General features: G+C 72.2%; 17 protein-coding genes. 12 read left to right on the forward strand and 5 right to left on the reverse strand.

Features of this window, described 5'->3' with window-relative positions; all coding sequences use genetic code 11:
* Nucleotides 1–4 precede the first annotated feature (4 nt).
* Nucleotides 5–667, forward strand: coding sequence for a class I SAM-dependent methyltransferase (locus BLT97_RS15820; protein WP_093610512.1), 663 nt, complete (start codon nt 5–7; stop codon nt 665–667).
* A gap of 84 nt (nt 668–751) precedes the next feature.
* Here BLT97_RS15820 and BLT97_RS15825 read toward each other — a convergent pair whose 3' ends face one another.
* Entirely contained in the window at nt 752–1,333 is a 582-nt protein-coding gene (locus BLT97_RS15825; RefSeq protein ID WP_093610514.1) for a TIGR03086 family metal-binding protein, read from the reverse strand.
* Nucleotides 1,334–1,405: 72 nt separating this feature from the next.
* Here BLT97_RS15825 and BLT97_RS15830 point away from each other — a divergent pair, with 72 nt between their 5' ends.
* Nucleotides 1,406–2,245 (forward strand): helix-turn-helix domain-containing protein, encoded by an 840-nt coding sequence (locus BLT97_RS15830; protein ID WP_093610516.1) that lies wholly within the window; start codon nt 1,406–1,408, stop codon nt 2,243–2,245.
* A gap of 30 nt (nt 2,246–2,275) precedes the next feature.
* Here BLT97_RS15830 and BLT97_RS15835 read toward each other — a convergent pair whose 3' ends face one another.
* Nucleotides 2,276–2,614, reverse strand: coding sequence for a fic family toxin-antitoxin system, toxin component (locus BLT97_RS15835; RefSeq protein ID WP_093610906.1), 339 nt, complete (start codon nt 2,612–2,614; stop codon nt 2,276–2,278).
* Nucleotides 2,615–2,643: 29 nt separating this feature from the next.
* Nucleotides 2,644–2,877 carry an antitoxin gene (locus BLT97_RS15840; RefSeq protein WP_093610518.1) on the reverse strand — a complete coding sequence of 78 codons (234 nt, stop codon included), beginning with the start codon at nt 2,875–2,877 and terminating at the stop codon, nt 2,644–2,646.
* Between the two features lie 300 nt (nt 2,878–3,177).
* Here BLT97_RS15840 and BLT97_RS15845 point away from each other — a divergent pair, with 300 nt between their 5' ends.
* The 7 genes from BLT97_RS15845 to BLT97_RS15875 all read left to right on the forward strand — a co-directional run bounded on the left by BLT97_RS15845 (nt 3,178) and on the right by BLT97_RS15875 (nt 11,501).
* Entirely contained in the window at nt 3,178–4,077 is a 900-nt protein-coding gene (locus BLT97_RS15845) for an ABC transporter ATP-binding protein (protein WP_093610520.1), read from the forward strand.
* A gap of 7 nt (nt 4,078–4,084) precedes the next feature.
* Nucleotides 4,085–6,649 carry an ABC transporter permease gene (locus BLT97_RS15850; protein WP_093610522.1) on the forward strand — a complete coding sequence of 855 codons (2,565 nt, stop codon included), beginning with the start codon at nt 4,085–4,087 and terminating at the stop codon, nt 6,647–6,649.
* 163 nt (nt 6,650–6,812) lie between these two features.
* Nucleotides 6,813–7,715, forward strand: a complete 903-nt coding sequence (locus BLT97_RS15855; RefSeq protein WP_093610524.1) for an LLM class F420-dependent oxidoreductase — start codon at nt 6,813–6,815, stop codon at nt 7,713–7,715.
* 138 nt (nt 7,716–7,853) lie between these two features.
* The gene (locus tag BLT97_RS15860) at nt 7,854–8,288 is read left to right on the forward strand and encodes a GNAT family N-acetyltransferase (RefSeq protein ID WP_093610526.1); all 435 of its coding nucleotides are present in this window, start codon (nt 7,854–7,856) and stop codon (nt 8,286–8,288) included.
* A 330-nt stretch (nt 8,289–8,618) separates the two neighbouring features.
* On the forward strand, nt 8,619–9,950 hold the full coding sequence (locus BLT97_RS15865; RefSeq protein WP_093610528.1) for a hemolysin family protein: 1,332 nt from the start codon (nt 8,619–8,621) through the stop codon (nt 9,948–9,950).
* The gene (locus BLT97_RS15870) at nt 9,947–10,960 is read left to right on the forward strand and encodes a hemolysin family protein (RefSeq protein ID WP_093610530.1); all 1,014 of its coding nucleotides are present in this window, start codon (nt 9,947–9,949) and stop codon (nt 10,958–10,960) included. The genes BLT97_RS15865 and BLT97_RS15870 overlap by 4 nt, the downstream gene beginning before the upstream one ends.
* A gap of 76 nt (nt 10,961–11,036) precedes the next feature.
* On the forward strand, nt 11,037–11,501 hold the full coding sequence (locus BLT97_RS15875) for a GNAT family N-acetyltransferase (protein ID WP_093610532.1): 465 nt from the start codon (nt 11,037–11,039) through the stop codon (nt 11,499–11,501).
* A 36-nt stretch (nt 11,502–11,537) separates the two neighbouring features.
* On the opposite strand, the gene BLT97_RS15880 is transcribed toward BLT97_RS15875, so the two are convergent.
* On the reverse strand, nt 11,538–12,008 hold the full coding sequence (locus BLT97_RS15880; RefSeq protein ID WP_093610534.1) for a carboxymuconolactone decarboxylase family protein: 471 nt from the start codon (nt 12,006–12,008) through the stop codon (nt 11,538–11,540).
* A gap of 102 nt (nt 12,009–12,110) precedes the next feature.
* Between BLT97_RS15880 and BLT97_RS15885 the strand changes: the two genes are divergently transcribed.
* From BLT97_RS15885 to mug, 3 genes are all read left to right on the forward strand, one after another.
* Nucleotides 12,111–12,890 (forward strand): SGNH/GDSL hydrolase family protein, encoded by a 780-nt coding sequence (locus BLT97_RS15885; RefSeq protein ID WP_093610536.1) that lies wholly within the window; start codon nt 12,111–12,113, stop codon nt 12,888–12,890.
* A 653-nt stretch (nt 12,891–13,543) separates the two neighbouring features.
* Complete coding sequence (purB, locus tag BLT97_RS15890; RefSeq protein WP_093610538.1) at nt 13,544–14,977, forward strand: adenylosuccinate lyase; 1,434 nt, start codon at nt 13,544–13,546, stop codon at nt 14,975–14,977.
* 13 nt (nt 14,978–14,990) lie between these two features.
* A complete protein-coding gene (mug, locus tag BLT97_RS15895) occupies nt 14,991–15,557 on the forward strand; it encodes a G/U mismatch-specific DNA glycosylase (RefSeq protein WP_093610540.1) in 567 nt (188 codons plus the stop codon).
* Here mug and BLT97_RS38510 read toward each other — a convergent pair.
* Nucleotides 15,554–16,348, reverse strand: a complete 795-nt coding sequence (locus tag BLT97_RS38510; RefSeq protein ID WP_245769348.1) for a hypothetical protein — start codon at nt 16,346–16,348, stop codon at nt 15,554–15,556. The genes mug and BLT97_RS38510 overlap by 4 nt on opposite strands.
* Nucleotides 16,349–16,400: the final 52 nt, after the last annotated feature.

The raw sequence follows: 16,400 nt of genomic DNA on the forward strand, positions 1-16,400 counted from the left end.
CACCATGCCGCGCTCCGGACCCGCGCCCAAGGACGCCGTGCACCACCCGATCTTCGCGCGCTTCTACGAGAAACAGAGCGTCGCGGCCGAGAAGCTCATCGCGGCCTACCGCAGGGAACTCCTGGCGGGTCTCAGCGGTCGGGTCATCGAGATCGGCGCGGGCAACGGACTGAACTTCGCCCACTACCCCGCGACGGTCTCCGAGGTCGTGGCCATCGAACCGGAGCGCCATCTGCGGCAGTTGGCCGTCGAGGCGGCGCTGCGCGCCGAGGTGCCGGTGGACGTGGTGCCGGGGGCGGCGGAGGCATTGCCGGTCAAGAGCGAGGCGTTCGATGCGGCGGTGTTCTCGCTCGTCCTGTGCAGCGTGCGCGATGTGCCGCGGGCACTGTCCGAGGCCCGCAGGGTGCTGCGCCCGGGCGGGGACCTGCGGTTCTTCGAACACGGCCGGGCGCCGAAGGGCCGGGCGATGGTCGCGTTCCAGCGCGGTCTGGACGCGACCGTGTGGCCGCGGCTCTTCGGCGGCTGCCATGTGGGGCGCGAACCGGTCGTGTCGTTGCGCGACGCGGGCTTCGAGGTCGCGGAGTCGCGCGAGTTCCTCATCCCGCCGTCGGGCCTGCGGCTGCCGACCTCGTACTGCGTGATCGGGACGGCCCGCCGGCAGGACTGAACACCGCACCCTGTCCGGGGCTCAGCCCCGCGGCGGGCTCCACCGCGGTAAGACCGCGGCGGGCCCACCTCGGATCGCGGCGGGTCAGTCCCGCGGCGGGCTCCACCGCGGATCACGGCCGCACATCGCGAGGAGTGCGTCGAGCGGTGAGGCGTCCGCGGGCACGTCGACCGGGTCGCCGAACGCGCCCATCTTCCGTCCGCCCGGGACCAGTTCGGCCCAGACGGGGGTGATGTCGGCGAGCACCTCGGGGTCGGGTTCGTAGCTCTGGCCGGTGGCCCGCGCCAGGTCCCAGGCGTGCACGACGAGGTCGCCGAGCGCCATGCGCGAGACGGTGGTCGCCGGCATGTCCATCAGGCCGGTCGTGCCCTCGAGCGCGCCGGGTGCGGACCAGGCGTCCGCGAGGCGTGCGGCCTCCTTGGCGAACCGGCCCCGCCAGTCCGGGTCGTCGGCCACGTAGTCGGGTGTCGTGGAGAAGTCCGACGGCTGCTTGGCGGCGAGCGCCTGGAACTGGACGACGACGTGCAGGAGATGGTTCACCAGGCCCCGCACGTCGTACTCCGCGCACGGCGTGGGGGCGCCGAGCCTGCTGTCGTCGATCCCGTCCAGGACGGCCCCGGCCCGCTCGGCGGCCGTTGTGAACAGTGCGTTGATGTCCTTGCTCATACCGCGACCGTAGGCCGCGCCCGGCCGGGGTTCTTGTAGAAACGCGTCACGGCTGTTCCTAGACTCCTGACCATGGCCGCTCCGCGCAGGGACACCCGTGGCATCGTCGATGCCGCCGAGCTGCTGTCCCGGGTGCGGTTCCGCCGCCACGAACCGGCGGCGCCCGCGCTGCGCCCGTATCTGGAGCACTACTGGCTGATCGACTGGGATCTGCCTCAGCCGTACGCCTCCCATGTCGTCCCGCACCCGTCGGTGAACGTGGTCTTCCAGCGCTTCGGCGACCACAGCTTCGCCGAGGTCGCGGGCATCGGGCTCGATCTGTTCACGCAGAAGCTGGAGGGCACGGGGCGGGTGTGCGGGGTGCAGTTCCGGCCCGGCGGCTTCCGGCCCTTCGCGCCTTCGGCGCCGGTGGCCGAGTGGACGGGGCGCAGGCTCCCGCTCGGGGAGGTCTTCGAGGGGCTCGGGGAGCGCGTGGACGAACAGATCGCGGCGGTGCTCGATCCGACCGGGGACGCGGGGCGCGTCGCGGCGCTCGACGCCTTCCTGCTCGCGCGCGGCCCGCGGCCCGACCCGCAGGCCGACCTCGCGATGGAGCTGGTGGAGCGCATCCGCGGCGACCGCACGATCCTGCGGGCCGGTGCGCTCGCCCGCGCCGAAGGCATGTCTCCGCGCACCTTGCAACGGCTGTTCGCGCAGTACGTCGGGGTCGGACCCAAGTGGGTCATCCTGCGCTACCGCATCCACGAGGCCCTGGAGCGCGCCGAGTCGGAGGCGGAGGTGCGCTGGGCCGAACTGGCGGCCGAGCTCGGCTACACCGACCAGGCCCATCTCGTACGGGACTTCACGGCCACGGTCGGGGTGCCGCCGACGGCGTACGCGCAACCGAAGGGTGCCGTGGGCCGGGGCGTGTGACGCCGCGTGACGCCGCGTCCGGGTCGAGCCCTAGCCGCTCCAGCCCCGCAGCTCCTGGGCGATCCGGTCGATGCCCGCATCCCCCGACTTCACCAGGCGGGCGAGGTCGCGTACCTGCTCGGCGGAGACGACCACCTTCAGACCGCTCGCCACGAGGTAGCCGTACGCGACCGCGCAGGCGAACATCGCGTTGGAGCGCTCGAGGGCCGGGATGTGCAGGAGCTGCTGGAGGAGGGCGGCGGCGCGCTCGTGCGGCTCGTCGTAGACCGGGACGCCGAATATCTCCGCCTCATGGCGGCTGACCGCGGCCACGAGGGAGCCCCAGTCGGTGACCTGGGGATCGCCGGGGGTCTTCTGCTCGGCGATCATCAGCAGCCAGGCGAGATCGATGCTGAGGGTCAAGGCCGGGTGCGCTCCGGGGCCTCGGGGCCGAACTCCTCGGCGAAGACCGCCTCGTACTGCTTCATGAAGTCCGCGGCCGAGTCCACGAAGGTGCGGCCCGCTTCACCGGCGTCCTGGCGGACGAGCTCCTCGATGTAGCGGTTGACGCTCATCCCGCGCGCCAGGGCGCGCTCGCGGGCGGCCCTGGCGGTCGCCTCGTCCACGCGGACGTTGAGCTGAGTCTTCGGCATACCTTCACGCTAGCGCCGGAGCGCTAGCACCGGCAAGGGCGCACGGGCGTATTCGGTGGCGTACGGGAGGCGTACGGCGTGCGCACCGCGGGCGTCCGGCTTCGTGCCCACCGCGTGCGTCCGGCGTGCCCATCGCAGGCATCCGGCGGCGCGCCCGCCCGAGGCCCTCGTTCCGGTTTCGCGTGCCCCTTACACACGCCCCCGAGGCCCGACTTCGGAGGGATACCGGGCGGACATCCCGGGCGGCTACTCTCGGCAGCCGCAGGGGAGTTGGGACGGACTGGAGCCCGGGAGGCGGCCTTGTCCACACCGTCAGCAGCACATCTCACCGACCTCGCGGAGCCGGCCGGGATCGCGGCCAGGGCGCGGGGTCTGACCAAGGCGTACGGCTCGGGCGAGACGACCGTGCTCGCCCTCGACGCGGTCGACGTCGACATCGCGCGCGGCCGGTTCACCGCGGTGATGGGGCCGTCGGGCTCGGGCAAATCGACGCTCATGCACTGTCTGGCGGGCCTCGACTCGGTGTCCGCGGGCCAGGTGTGGCTCGGCGACACCGAGATCACGAGTCTGCGGGAGCGGGAGCTGACGCGGCTGCGCAGGGACCGTATCGGCTTCATGTTCCAGGCCTTCAACCTGCTGCCGACACTGAACGCGCGCGAGAACATCACCCTGCCCATGGACATCGCGGGCCGCAAACCCGATGCCGAGTGGCTGGAGCGGGTGATCGACACGCTCGGTCTGCGGGACCGTCTGGGGCACCGGCCGGCACAGCTGTCCGGCGGGCAGCAGCAGCGCGTGGCATGCGCGCGGGCACTGGCCTCACGCCCGGAGCTGATCTTCGCGGACGAGCCGACGGGCAACCTGGACTCGCGTGCCGGTCTCGAAGTGCTCGGGTTCCTGCGCGAGGCGGTGGACGAGCTGGCGCAGACGGTCGTGATGGTCACGCACGACCCGGGCGCCGCGGCCCACTCCGACCTCGTGCTCTTCCTCGGGGACGGGCGGATCGTCGACAGGATGGAGCGGCCGACCGCGGAGGCGGTGCTCGAACGCATGAAGCGGTTCGACTCCCTCGGCGCGGTGCCGTCCGCGCGGGCCGACGCTTCCGTACGCGGAGGATCCGACGGTCCGGGCTCCGCGGGTGCAAGCAGCCCGGGCGCCCCGCAGGCGGCGGGCGCCGACGACCCGCTGCGCAAGGACTGAGGCGGCCGTGCTCAAAGCCACGCTGCGCAGCTTCTTCGCCCACAAGGGGCGGCTCTTCCTCTCGGCGCTCGCCGTCGTCCTGTCCGTGGCGTTCGTCGCGGGCAGCCTGATCTTCTCCGACACGGTGACCCGTACCTTCGACCGGCTCTTCGCCTCGACCTCGGCCGATGTCACCGTCACGGCCAAGGAGGACATCGACGAGGGGATCCCGTCGGGTCTCGTCCCGACGGTGCCGGCCGAACTCGCCGACCGGATCGGCTCGGTGGAGGGCGTGGCACGCACACACCTCGACGTCGGCGTGGAGAACATCACCGTCGTCGACGCGGACAACGAGCCGGTCGGATCGACCACGGGCGCGCCCACCATCGCCACCAACTGGTATGTGACCGACCGCAGTCCGGTCGAGCTGACCGACGGCCGGGAGCCGGCCGGGCCGGGTGAGGCACTGCTCGACGCGGACACCGCCGACAAGAAGAACCTGGAGATCGGCGACACCCTGACCGTGCTCGCACGGCCCGGTTCGTTCAAGGTGGAGATCGTCGGTATCGCCACCTTCACCACCACCAACCCCGGTGCGGCGCTGGTGTTCCTGGAGACCGCCACCGCGCAGCAGGAGCTGCTGGGCGACCCGGAGAAGGCCACGGGGATCTCCGTCGACGCGGCCGCGGGCGTGAGCGACGAGCAGCTCAAGCGCAATCTGGCCGCGGAACTCGGCGGCGCCTACGAGCTGCAGACCGCCGACGAGCAGGCCGAGTCCGCGGCGGCGGAGCTCGGCGGGTTCCTCGACGTGATCAAGTACGTGATGCTCGGGTTCGCGGGCATCGCCGTCCTCGTCGGCATCTTCCTGATCGTCAACACCTTCTCGATGCTGATCGCGCAGCGCACCCGCGAACTGGGCCTGATGCGCGCGCTCGGCGCCGACCGCCGCCAGGTGCGCCGCTCGGTGCTCACCGAGGCGCTGCTGCTCGGACTGGTCGGCTCGACGCTCGGCCTGGCCACCGGGATCGGTCTCGCGGCCGGGCTCATCGAGCTGATGGGCTTGTTCGGGATGAACCTCAAGACCACCGAGATGGTGATCGGCTGGGGTACACCCGTGGCCTCGTACGCGGTCGGGGTCGGGGTCACCTTCCTCGCGGCGTATCTGCCGGCCCGGCGCGCCTCGCGGGTGTCGCCGATGGCGGCGCTCGCGGATGTCGAAGTCATGGGCGTGGGGCGGCCGTTGACGGTGCGCGCGATCGTCGGGTCCGTCGTGGGCGCCGCGGGTGCGGCGGCGCTCGTCGGCTGCGCGCTCGCCAAGGACAGCGCGGGCGCGGGCTCGCTGCTCGGTCTCGGGGTGGCGCTGACCCTGATCGCCACCGTGATCGCCGGGCCCCTGCTGGTGCGGCCGGTGATCCGGGTGCTCGGCGGGGCGTTCCCGGCCGTGTTCGGTTCGGTGGGCCGGATGAGCCAGCGCAACGCGCTGCGCAATCCCCGCCGTACGGGGGCGACCGCGGCCGCGCTGATGGTCGGGCTCGCCCTGGTGGGCGGTCTGTCGGTGGCGAGCGCGTCGATGACCAAGTCCTTCGACGAGCAGATCGACCGCTCGCTCGGCGCCGACTTCGTGATCCAGAACAGCAACTTCATGCCGTTCCCCGCCGAGGTCACCGACGCGGCGAAGGGCGCGGACGGCGCCGGTCTGGTCGTACGGCAGCGCTTCGTGCCGATCGCGCTCGACCTGCCGGACGGCGAGCGTGTGGAGTCCACGGCCTCGGCGTACGAATCGCGGCTCGACGAGGTCGCCAAGGTCGAGTACACGGCCGGGGACACGCAGGCGGCGCTGGCGGCCGGCCACCTGGGCATGGACCACGCGTTCGCCGCCGAGCACGGGGTGAAGGCCGGCGACGAGCTGCCCGTCGAGTTCCCGGGCGGGCGCAAGGCGACGCTGACCGTGGGAGCCCTCACCGACCTGCCGGGCAGCGGCACGTTCGGGCCGCAGGGCGGGGTGTTCCTCGGCTTCGAAACCGCCGACCAGTATGTGCCGGACGGCCAGGACTCCGCGGTGTACATCAACGCCGGCCCGGGCGTCGACGCCGACGAACTGCGCGCGGACCTGGAGAAGGCCCTCGACCCGTACCCCCAGGTGCAGGTGCGCGACCAGGCCGACTACAAGGAGCTGATCCGCGGCCAGATCGCCGTGATGCTCTACCTCGTGTACGCCCTGCTCGGGCTCGCGATCATCATCGCGGTCCTCGGCGTCATCAACACGCTCGCCCTGTCGGTCGTCGAGCGGACCCGTGAGATCGGTCTGCTGCGCGCGATCGGGCTGGCACGGCGCCAGTTGAGCTGGATGATCCGGCTGGAGTCGGTGGTGATCTGCGTGTTCGGGGCGCTGCTCGGCATCGCGCTCGGACTGGTCTGGGGCGTGGCGATCCAGCAGGTGCTCGCCCTCGAAGGGATGACCGCGTTCGCGATCCCCTGGGGGACGATGATCGCGGTGGTGCTCGCCTCGGTCGTCGTGGGCCTGGCGGCCGCGCTCCTGCCGGCGCTGCGTGCGGCCCGGATGAATGTCCTCGCGGCGATCGCGCATGAATAGCGGATACGGGCGCAGGGATCATGCGTGAGCCTGGTGGCCGTCGGCCGGCCGCCGTCAGCCGGCGGCCCGGCGGCGGTCACCGGCTTGCCCCTCATGCCCTGAGCAGGGGCGGCCGTCGAGGATCGCGCCCTGAGCAGGGGCAGTCATCGAGCAGGGAGGACCGATGAACCAGCGCCCGTTCCGCTTCGGGGTGAACTTGCTTCAGCCCGCGCCCGCCGCCGCATGGCGCGCCAAGTGCCGCCGGGCCGAGGAGCTCGGCTACGACGTGCTGCTCGTCCCGGACCATTTGGGCATGCCCGCCCCGTTCCCTGCGCTGGTCGCCGCGGCCGGCGCGACGGAGCGGGTGCGCCTGGGCACCTTCGTGCTCAATGCCGGCTTCTGGAACCCCGCGCTGCTGGCCCGCGAGATCGCCACGACCGACGCGCTGACCGGCGGGCGGCTCGAGGTGGGTCTGGGCGCGGGGTACGTGCGCGCCGAGCACGAGAGCGCCGGGCTGCCCTGGGGCTCACCCGGTGAGCGGGTCGGCCATCTCGTCCACACCGTAAGCGAGTTGAGGCGGCTCTACGCCGAGGAGCCGCTGCGGGACCAAGTGGCGCAGGCAGCCGGCCCGCCGCTGCTGATCGGCGGCAACGGTGCGCGGGTGATGCAGCTCGCCGCCCGGGAGGCGGACGTCGTGGCCTTCACGGGCGCGCGCTCGCACCCGGAGGAACCGGGCACGCTTCTCGCCCTCTCCGCCGAGGAGTTCGCGGCTTCGGTCGAGCGGTACGAGGAGGTCGAGCGGAGCGTGCGTCCGGAGGGAGCGGATCCCGCCGAGCGGAACCTGCTGCTGCAGACGGTGCAGCTCACGGACGACCGCGCGAAGGCGGTCGAGGAACTGGCGGAACGCAGTGCGCATCTCACGGCGGAGCAGGTGCTCGGGCTGCCGATCCTCGCGGTGGGCACGCTGGAGGAGGTGACCCGTCAACTCCTCGACCAGCGCGACCGGTTCGGGCTGTCGTACCTCACCGTCCTGGAGCCGTACATGGAGACCTTCGCACCGGTGATCGAGGCACTTCGGGCGGCGTAGCGCCTCGGTGCCTGCCGAGCGCGCAGAGAGTCAGGCCGGTCCGTCGGCCGGGCATCGTCTCCGTATCCACGCATCCACCCTTGTCCGTATCCCGGAATCCGGTGGCTCGCGCACGGAAACCGGTGATGGGATGCCCGCATGAACGAGCTGCAGATCCGCACCGCCGCACCCGACGACCTCGACGCCGTCCTCGCCTTCTGGAAGACCGCCGCCGAAGGCACGAGCATCAGCGACGACCGGGCGGGGGTGGAACGTCTCGTCGAGCGCGACCCGCAGGCGCTGATCCTCGCGGAGCTCGACGGGGAACTGGTCGGGACGGTGATCGCCGGGTTCGACGGCTGGCGCTGCCATCTGTACCGGCTCGCCGTGCATCCCGGGCGGCGCCGGCGCGGAATCGGTTCGGCGCTCCTTACGGCGGCCGAGGAACGGTTCGCGGCCCTCGGCGGGCGGCGGGCCGACGCGATGGTCCTCGTACGGAACGAGACGGGGCAGCGGGCCTGGCAGGCCGGCGGCTACCACCCGGAGGAGCACTGGCGGCGCTGGGTGAAGCCGCTCGGCGAGCCGGCCGCGTAGCGGGTACGAGGCGGGGTCGGCCGCGTGTTGCGAGGCGAAGCCGGCGGCGCGCTGCAAGACGGGGCCGACCGCGTGCCGCGAGACGGAGCCGGCCGCTTGCCGCGAGGTGGTCCGACTGAGTCGCCGCTCCGGGGAAACCCGCATCGGGCACCTGGCTCCGGACCTTAGGCGAACTCTACTTTGCGATTCCTTTACGATGGTCATCACCGCTGTAGTCCTCAGCGTCCCTCCTGACGAAAGGTGTGAGCGTCCGCCCATGGGCGAGCCTCCCAGTACCCGACATCGCGCACTGTCCGCATCCCTGGCCGATCATGGGACGGAGGTGACCCGATGACCGAAGTGCTCCTGCTCGCCGCGGCTCTGCTGCTCACGCTGGCCTGCGGTGTGTTCGTGGCCGCCGAGTTCTCGTTGACCACGGTCGAGCGCTCCACCCTCGAACGGGCCGCCGCCGAGGGCGAGCGCGGCGCGGACAGCGCCCTCAAGGCCGTCCGCACCCTCACCTTCCAGCTCTCCGGCGCCCAGCTCGGCATCACCGTGACGGGCCTGGTCATCGGCATGCTCTCCAAGCCCTCGCTCGGCAAGCTGCTCGCCGGTCCGCTGGACGACCTGGGTCTGTCCCGCGGCGCCGCGGACAGCCTGGCCCTCGTCCTCGCCACCGTGGTCTCCACGGTCGTCCTGATGGTCGTCGGCGAGCTCGTGCCGAAGAACTGGGCGATCTCCTCGCCGCTCGTCGTGGCCAAGCGGGTCGCGACGGCGCAGCGCTGGTTCAGCCTGGCCTTCAAGCCGCTGATCAACCACCTCAACAACACGGCCAACCGCACCGTGCGCCGCCTCGGCATGGAGCCGGCCGAGGAGCTTGCCTCCGCGCGCGGCCCGCAGGAACTGGCCGCTCTGGCGCGCCACTCCGCGAAGGAGGGCGCGCTGGAGGCGGACACCGCCGAGTTGTTCGTCCGCACGCTCAACCTCGCCGACCTCACAGCCGAGAACGTGATGACCCCGCGCGTCCAGGTGATCGCGCTCGACGTGAAGGCCACGGCGGAGGATGTCGCCTCGGCCACGCGGGCCACGGGCCTGTCGCGCTTCCCGGTCTACCGGGACTCCCTCGACCAGGTCGTCGGCGTCGTGCACATCAAGGACGTCCTTGCGGTGCCCGCCGAGCTCCGGCCGCGGCAGTCGGTGGCGCAGCTGATGCGTGAGCCGCTGCTCGTGCCCGAGTCGCTGACCGTGGACCGGCTCCTTGACCGGCTCTCCGGCAAGCGCACGATGGCCGTGGTCATCGACGAGTACGGCGGCACGGCCGGGGTGGCCACCCTCGAGGACATCGTCGAGGAGGTCGTGGGCGAGGTCCGCGACGAGCACGACCCGCACGAGACCGCCGACCTCGCGCCCGCGGGCGAGGACGAGGAGGGCCGCGCGCTGTTCTCCGCGGACGGCGCCGCCCGCATGGACCAGCTGGAGAAGATCGGCCTGAAGGCGCCGGACGGCCCGTACGAGACGCTGGCCGGCCTGGTCGCCACCGAGCTCGGCCACATCCCGGTCGTCGGCGACACCGTCGAGGTGGCCGGCTGGCGCCTGGACGTGGTGGACGCGACCGGCCGCCGCGCCGCCCGCGTCCTGCTGCACGCACCCCTGCACGAGACGGTCGAGGAGGACCAGCGATGATCGCCGTACAGCTCCTCATCGGTCTGGCGACGCTGGTCGTCAACGCGTTCTTCGTGGGCGCCGAGTTCGCGCTGATCTCGGTGCGCCGCAGCCAGATCGAGCCGCACGCCGAGCAGGGCGACCGCCGGGCCCGCAGCGTCATGTGGGGTCTTGAGCATGTCTCGCACCTCATGGCCGCGGCGCAGCTCGGCATCACGCTGTGCACCCTGGTGCTCGGTATCGTCGCCGAGCCCGCGATCGCCCATCTCCTGGAGCCGGGCTTCGACGCCGTGGGCGTGCCGCACGGTCTGGTGCACCCGATCTCGTTCGTGATCGCGCTCGCGGTGGCCACGTATCTGCACATGCTGCTCGGCGAGATGATCCCGAAGAACATCGCGCTCGCCGAGCCGGTGAAGTCCGCGCTGCTGCTCGGCCCGCCGCTGGTCGCGATCACGCGGGCGCTGCGTCCGGTGATCTTCGCGATCAACGCCTTCGCCAATACGCTGCTCAAGCTGCTGCGCGTGGAGCCGAAGGACGAGGTCGAGGCGACGTTCTCGGACGACCAACTGGCCCGTATGGTCAAGGACTCCAGCGACGCGGGTCTGCTGGACGACCGCGCGACGGAGCGTCTGCACGACGCCCTGGAACTGGGCAACCGCCCGGTCCGCGACGTGGTGCTCCCGCTGGAGCGCGTGGTCTACGCGCGGCTCGGCGTGACGCCGGAGGAGCTGGAGCGGCTCTCGGCCGACTCCGGGTTCTCCCGCTTCCCGGTGGTGGACCAGGCGCGCAGGATCGTCGGATACCTGCACGTCAAGGACGCTCTGGAGGTGCAGCCGCGCGATCTGCCGTTCCAGGTGCAGGACATGCGGCCGATCGCCCGGGTGCGCGAGACCACCCCGCTGGACGACGTGCTCACGGCGATGCGCCGCAGCCGTACGCATGTGGCCGCGGTGCTGGGCACGGACGGGCGACTGGCGGGACTCGTGACGATGGAGGACGTACTGCGGGAGCTGTTCGGCCAGCCGGTGTGAGGCGGGGCGTGCGGTCCGCCGGCCGGCAGACCGCAGCCGCCCTTAATCGGTTGACGCCCTCCATAGGGTTCCGGGCATGAGCGTTCGCCTGGAACCGATCACCGCGCACAACCTCGACACGGCACTCGCGATCCGCGTGCGGGCCGACCAGGAGCACCTGGTCGCGCCCGTGGTGAAGTCCCTGGCCGAGGCGTATGTGCACGCCGAGGTGGCCTGGCCCCGTCTGATCATGGACGGGGACCGGGCCGTCGGCTTTCTCATGGCGTTCCTCGACATCCACTGGGACGACGACCCGCAGGGCACGGACATCCGCTCCGGTCTGTGGCGTCTGAACATCGCCGACGGGGTGCAGGGGCGGGGCTACGGACGGTTCGCGGTCGACGCGGTGGCGGCGGAGATCCGCCGGCGCGGCGGCTCGAGGCTGTACGTGACCTGGCACCCGGGGCCGGACGGGCCGGAGGGGTTCTACCGGAGCCTCGGCTTCGAGCTGACCGGCGAGGTCAGCGGCGGGCAGACGGTGGGGGTGCTCGACCTGGGGTGAGCACCCCCAACCGGGCCCCCGCCGGGTCAGCCCATCTCAGTACTGACCCACCACGTAGTCCCCGGCGGGCCGCTGAGCCATCACATTGATGCGGTTGAAGGTGTTGATGACGGCGATGGCGAACACCAGCGCCGACAGCTGCTCCTCGTCGTAGTGCTTGGCCGCGTTCGCCCACGCCTCGTCGCTGATGCCGCCGGACGCGTCCGCGATCCGCGTGCCCTGCTCGGTCAGTTCGAGCGCCGCGCGTTCGGCCTCGGTGAAGACGGTGGCCTCGCGCCAGGCGGCGACGAGGTGCAGCCGCAGCGCGGTCTCCCCGGCCGCAGCCGCCTCCTTCGTGTGCATGTCGAGGCAGCCGGAGCAGCCGTTGATCTGGCTGGCGCGGATCTTCACCAGCTCCTGTGTCGACTGCGGCAGCGTGGAGTCGGCGAGCGCCTTGCCGGCCGCGACGATGTGCTTCAGGGACTTGCGCGTGACGTCGTGGGTCATGGGGTCGATACGGGCTTCCATGGCGTGCTCCTCGCTCGGGTGTGTGGTGCTTGCACCCACCTGACGAGGCTGCCCGGGCGGACGTAACAGGTGCCCGGGCGACGGGATAGCATCGCTGACGCCATGCAGATCAATGCCTCCTACACCAGTCTCGTCGCGGTCGGCGACTCCTTCACCGAGGGCATGTCGGACCTGCTGCCCGACGGCAGCTACCGCGGCTGGGCCGACCTGCTCGCCACGCGGATGGCGCGCGTCGAGCCCGGGTTCCGGTACGCCAACCTCGCCGTGCGCGGCAAGCTCATCCGCCAGATCGTCGACGAGCAGGTCGAGGTGGCCGCGGCGATGCGCGCCGACGTGGTGACGCTGGTCGGCGGCCTGAACGACACCCTGCGGCCCAAGTGCGACATGGTCATGGTGCGCGACCGGCTCACGGAGGCCGTCGAGAAGCTCGCGCCCTCCTGCAAGCAGCTCGTCCTGATGCGCAGCCCCGGCCGCCAGGGCCCGGTCCTCGACCGCTTCCGGCCGCGCATGGAGGAGCTCTTCTCGTACGTGGACGAGCTGGCGTCGCGGCATGACGCGGTGGTCGTGGACCTGTACGGCGCCCCGGCGCTGTCGGACCAGCGGATGTGGGACGTGGACCGGCTCCATCTCACCGGCGAAGGGCACCGCCGGGTGGCCGAGGCGGTGTGGCAGGCGCTCGGTTACGAGCCGGAGGAGGACTGGCGCGCACCGCTGCCGCCGGCCGTGCCGCTGAAGTGGATGGCCCGGCGCACGGCGGACATCAGCTTCGCCCGCCAGCACCTGATGCCGTGGATCGGCCGCCGCCTCACGGGCCGCAGCTCGGGCGACGGCCGCCCGGCCAAGCGCCCGGACCTGCTGCCGTACGAGGTCCTCGGAGAGTAGGGGCAGGGGCGGCCCGCTTCTGGCCCGGCCGGGCCCCGGTGTGCTGCGCGCGTCACGCGGGTGAGCCGGTGTGCTGCGCACGTCACGCGGGTGAGGAGCCGGTGCGCCGCGCAGGCCACACGGGTGAGCCGGTGCGCCGCGCACGTCACGCGGGTGAGCCGGTGCGCCGCGCACGTCACGCGGGGGCCAGGGGGGAGCCCCCGAACCAGGGTGCAGGGGTGAGCCGGTGTGCTGCCCAGGCCGCGGGGGTACAGGGGGCGGAGCCCACGGACCCCGGGGGGGCAGGGGCGGCAGCCCTGGAACCTCACCCGCCGCGGAGCGGCGGAGCGCCAACGGGGTCAGGGGCGAAGCCCCGGAGCGGGGTACAGGGCGTCAGCCCACGCACAACCCACCGCCGCGGAGCGGCGGAGCGTCAGCGAGGGCGGCCCAGCAGCAGGGCCGAGAGCGGGCCGCCAACCCGCCCCACGGGACACCGGGGACGTCAGACCCCGACAACCACCCGCCTACGGGGGCCCGGGGGGCGTCAGCCCCCGGAAACGACCCCGCCGCGGAGCGGCGGAGCACGGTGCCGCGCACAGTCGGGCCAACTCGTACCTTCCGACAAAATCCCCACCGGCGTTGGCCTGCACGTTTGGCCAGTAGACTTACCGATCGTGACTGTGAAGCCCCGTATCCCGAACGTTCTGGCCGGCCGCTACGCCTCCGTGGAGCTGGCCGCCCTGTGGTCCCCCGAGCAGAAGGTCAAGCTGGAGCGTCAGCTGTGGCTGGCCGTGCTGCGTGCGCAGAAGGACCTCGGGATCGAGGTGCCCGAGCAGGCGCTCGCCGACTACGAGCGCGTGCTCGACCAGGTCGACCTCGCCTCGATCGCCGAGCGCGAGAAGGTCACGCGGCACGATGTGAAGGCCCGCATCGAGGAGTTCAACGCCCTCGCCGGCCACGAGCACGTGCACAAGGGCATGACCTCCCGTGACCTCACGGAGAACGTCGAGCAGCTGCAGATCCGCCTCTCCCTGGAGCTGATGCGCGACCGCACCGTCGCCGTCCTGGCCCGGCTCGGCAAGCTCTCCGCCGAGTACGGCGAGCTGGTGATGGCGGGCCGTTCGCACAACGTCGCCGCCCAGGCCACCACCCTCGGCAAGCGTTTCGCGACCGGCGCCGACGAGCTGCTCGTCGCCTTCGGCCGCCTCGAGGAGCTGCTCGGACGCTACCCGCTGCGCGGCATCAAGGGCCCTGTCGGCACGGCCCAGGACATGCTCGACCTGCTCGGCGGCGACACCGCGAAGCTCGCCGACCTGGAGCAGCGCATCGCGCGGCACCTCGGCTTCGGCCAGGCCTTCACCTCCGTCGGCCAGGTCTACCCGCGCTCACTGGATTACGAGGTCGTCACGGCCCTGGTCCAGCTCGCCGCCGCGCCCTCCTCGCTCGCCAAGACGATCCGTCTGATGGCCGGGCACGAGCTGGTCACCGAGGGCTTCAAGCCGGGCCAGGTCGGCTCGTCCGCGATGCCGCACAAGATGAACACCCGCTCCTGCGAGCGCGTCAACGGCCTGATGGTCATCCTGCGCGGCTACGCCTCGATGACCGGCGAGCTGGCCGGCGACCAGTGGAACGAGGGTGACGTCTCCTGCTCGGTGGTGCGCCGGGTCGCGCTGCCCGACGCGTTCTTCGCGCTCGACGGTCTGCTCGAGACCTTCCTGACCGTCCTCGACGAGTTCGGTGCGTTCCCCGCGGTCGTCGCCCGTGAGCTCGACCGCTACCTGCCGTTCCTCGCCACCACCAAGGTCCTCATGGGCGCGGTGCGCGGCGGCGTGGGCCGCGAGGTCGCGCACGAGGCCATCAAGGAGCACGCGGTGGCCTCGGCGCTCGCGATGCGCGAGCAGGGCGCCGAGCGCAACGAGCTGCTCGACAAGCTGGCGGCCGACGACCGCATCCCGCTGGACCGTGCGCAGCTCGACGAGCTGATGGCGGACAAGCTGTCGTTCACGGGTGCCGCCGCCGGCCAGGTCGGTGTGGTGGTCTCCCGGATCGACGAGATCGTCAAGCAGCACCCGGAGGCGGCGGCGTACACCCCGGGCGCGATCCTCTAGCCGCCGCACAGGGATGCCCCGCTTCACGCGCGAGGAACTCGAGGCCGCCCGCGGCCGCATCGTGGACGATGTGGTCGCGGACGGTCTGCGAGTGCTGTTCTGCGGCATCAACCCCGGTCTCCTGACCGCCGCCACGGGCCACCACTTCGCCCGCCCCGGCAACCGCTTCTGGCCGGTGCTGCACCTCTCGGGCTTCACCCCGCGGCTGCTCCAGCCGTCCGAGCAGCGGGAGTTGCTCTCGTACGGGCTCGGCATCACGAACGTCGTCGCACGCGCCACGGCCCGCGCCGACGAGCTGACCGCCGAGGAGTACGTGGCGGGCGGCCGCATCCTCGAAGCGAAGGTCGAGCGGCTGGCGCCCAGGTGGCTTGCGGTCGTGGGCGTGACGGCGTACCGCGCTGCGTTCGCGGACCGTGCCGCGCGGATCGGTCCGCAGGAGCGCACCATCGGCGGCAGCCGGGTGTGGGTGCTGCCCAACCCCAGTGGTCTGAACGCGCATTGGACCGCGCAGACGATGGCCGAGGAGTTCGCCCGGCTGCGGGAAGCGGCCGACGGCGAGGGCAAGGGAAGCCGCGCCTAGCGGTCGGACATCCAGGGGGCGTCATCGGGCCAGGTGCCCGTGCGCACGATGTGCTCCACCAGGCGCAGGGCCTCGCCGAGCGGCACCGTGTCCGCGTCCGGGTAGGCGTCGATCTGCCCGTCGGCCAGCAGGAATCCGCCGCTCGCGCCCTCCGCCCCGGGGTCGAGGGCGTGTTCGCCGGGGTCGTCCGGGCCTTCGAAGAGCACGACCATGGCGCGGTCGGCGTTCGTGAGCAGGGAAACCGCCCGCCCGGACGGGGACTTGAGCCAGAGGTCGAACTGCCCGCCGCCGATCCGCGTCCGGAGCAACTGCGCCACCTCGTCCGGTGTGACCGGCACCGGCACGTCGGCGTCGAGCGCCCAGGTCTCACCGGTCTCCGCAGCGGGCGCCGGCGTGCCGGGCGGGGCCGTGGTGGTGACCAGGGCGAGCAGCCGGGCCGGCGGGGCGGACGTCACACCGAGGGCCAGCCAGCGGTCGGGGGTGTGCCAGACGTGGACCTCGGGGGCCAGCGTCGCGAAGAAGGCCCAGGGCTCGCGCAGTTGCCCGTCCCGGAGCGCGACGCGCCGCACACTTCCCCACTGCTTCGTGAGCGGCGCGAGCAGCGCGTCCCGGGACTTCGCCGCCTTGTCGCGGGCCAGTTCGGATATGCGGTAGCCGGGACCTGACGCACCGAGGCCCGCCCCGCCGGGCTCCGCACCGAGGTCGCGGGAGCACAGCAGAGCGAGCGCGGCCAACTGGTCGTGGAGCAGCCGGGCTTCGCTGCTCGTCGGCGGGTGCGGTTCTGCGGTCATGCGTTCAGTAGAGCAACCGCCACTGACAATCCGGCCGGGCCGAAGGGGCGGC

Source organism: Streptomyces indicus (genome assembly GCF_900100315.1).
In the GTDB taxonomy this organism is placed as follows: domain Bacteria; phylum Actinomycetota; class Actinomycetes; order Streptomycetales; family Streptomycetaceae; genus Streptomyces; species Streptomyces indicus.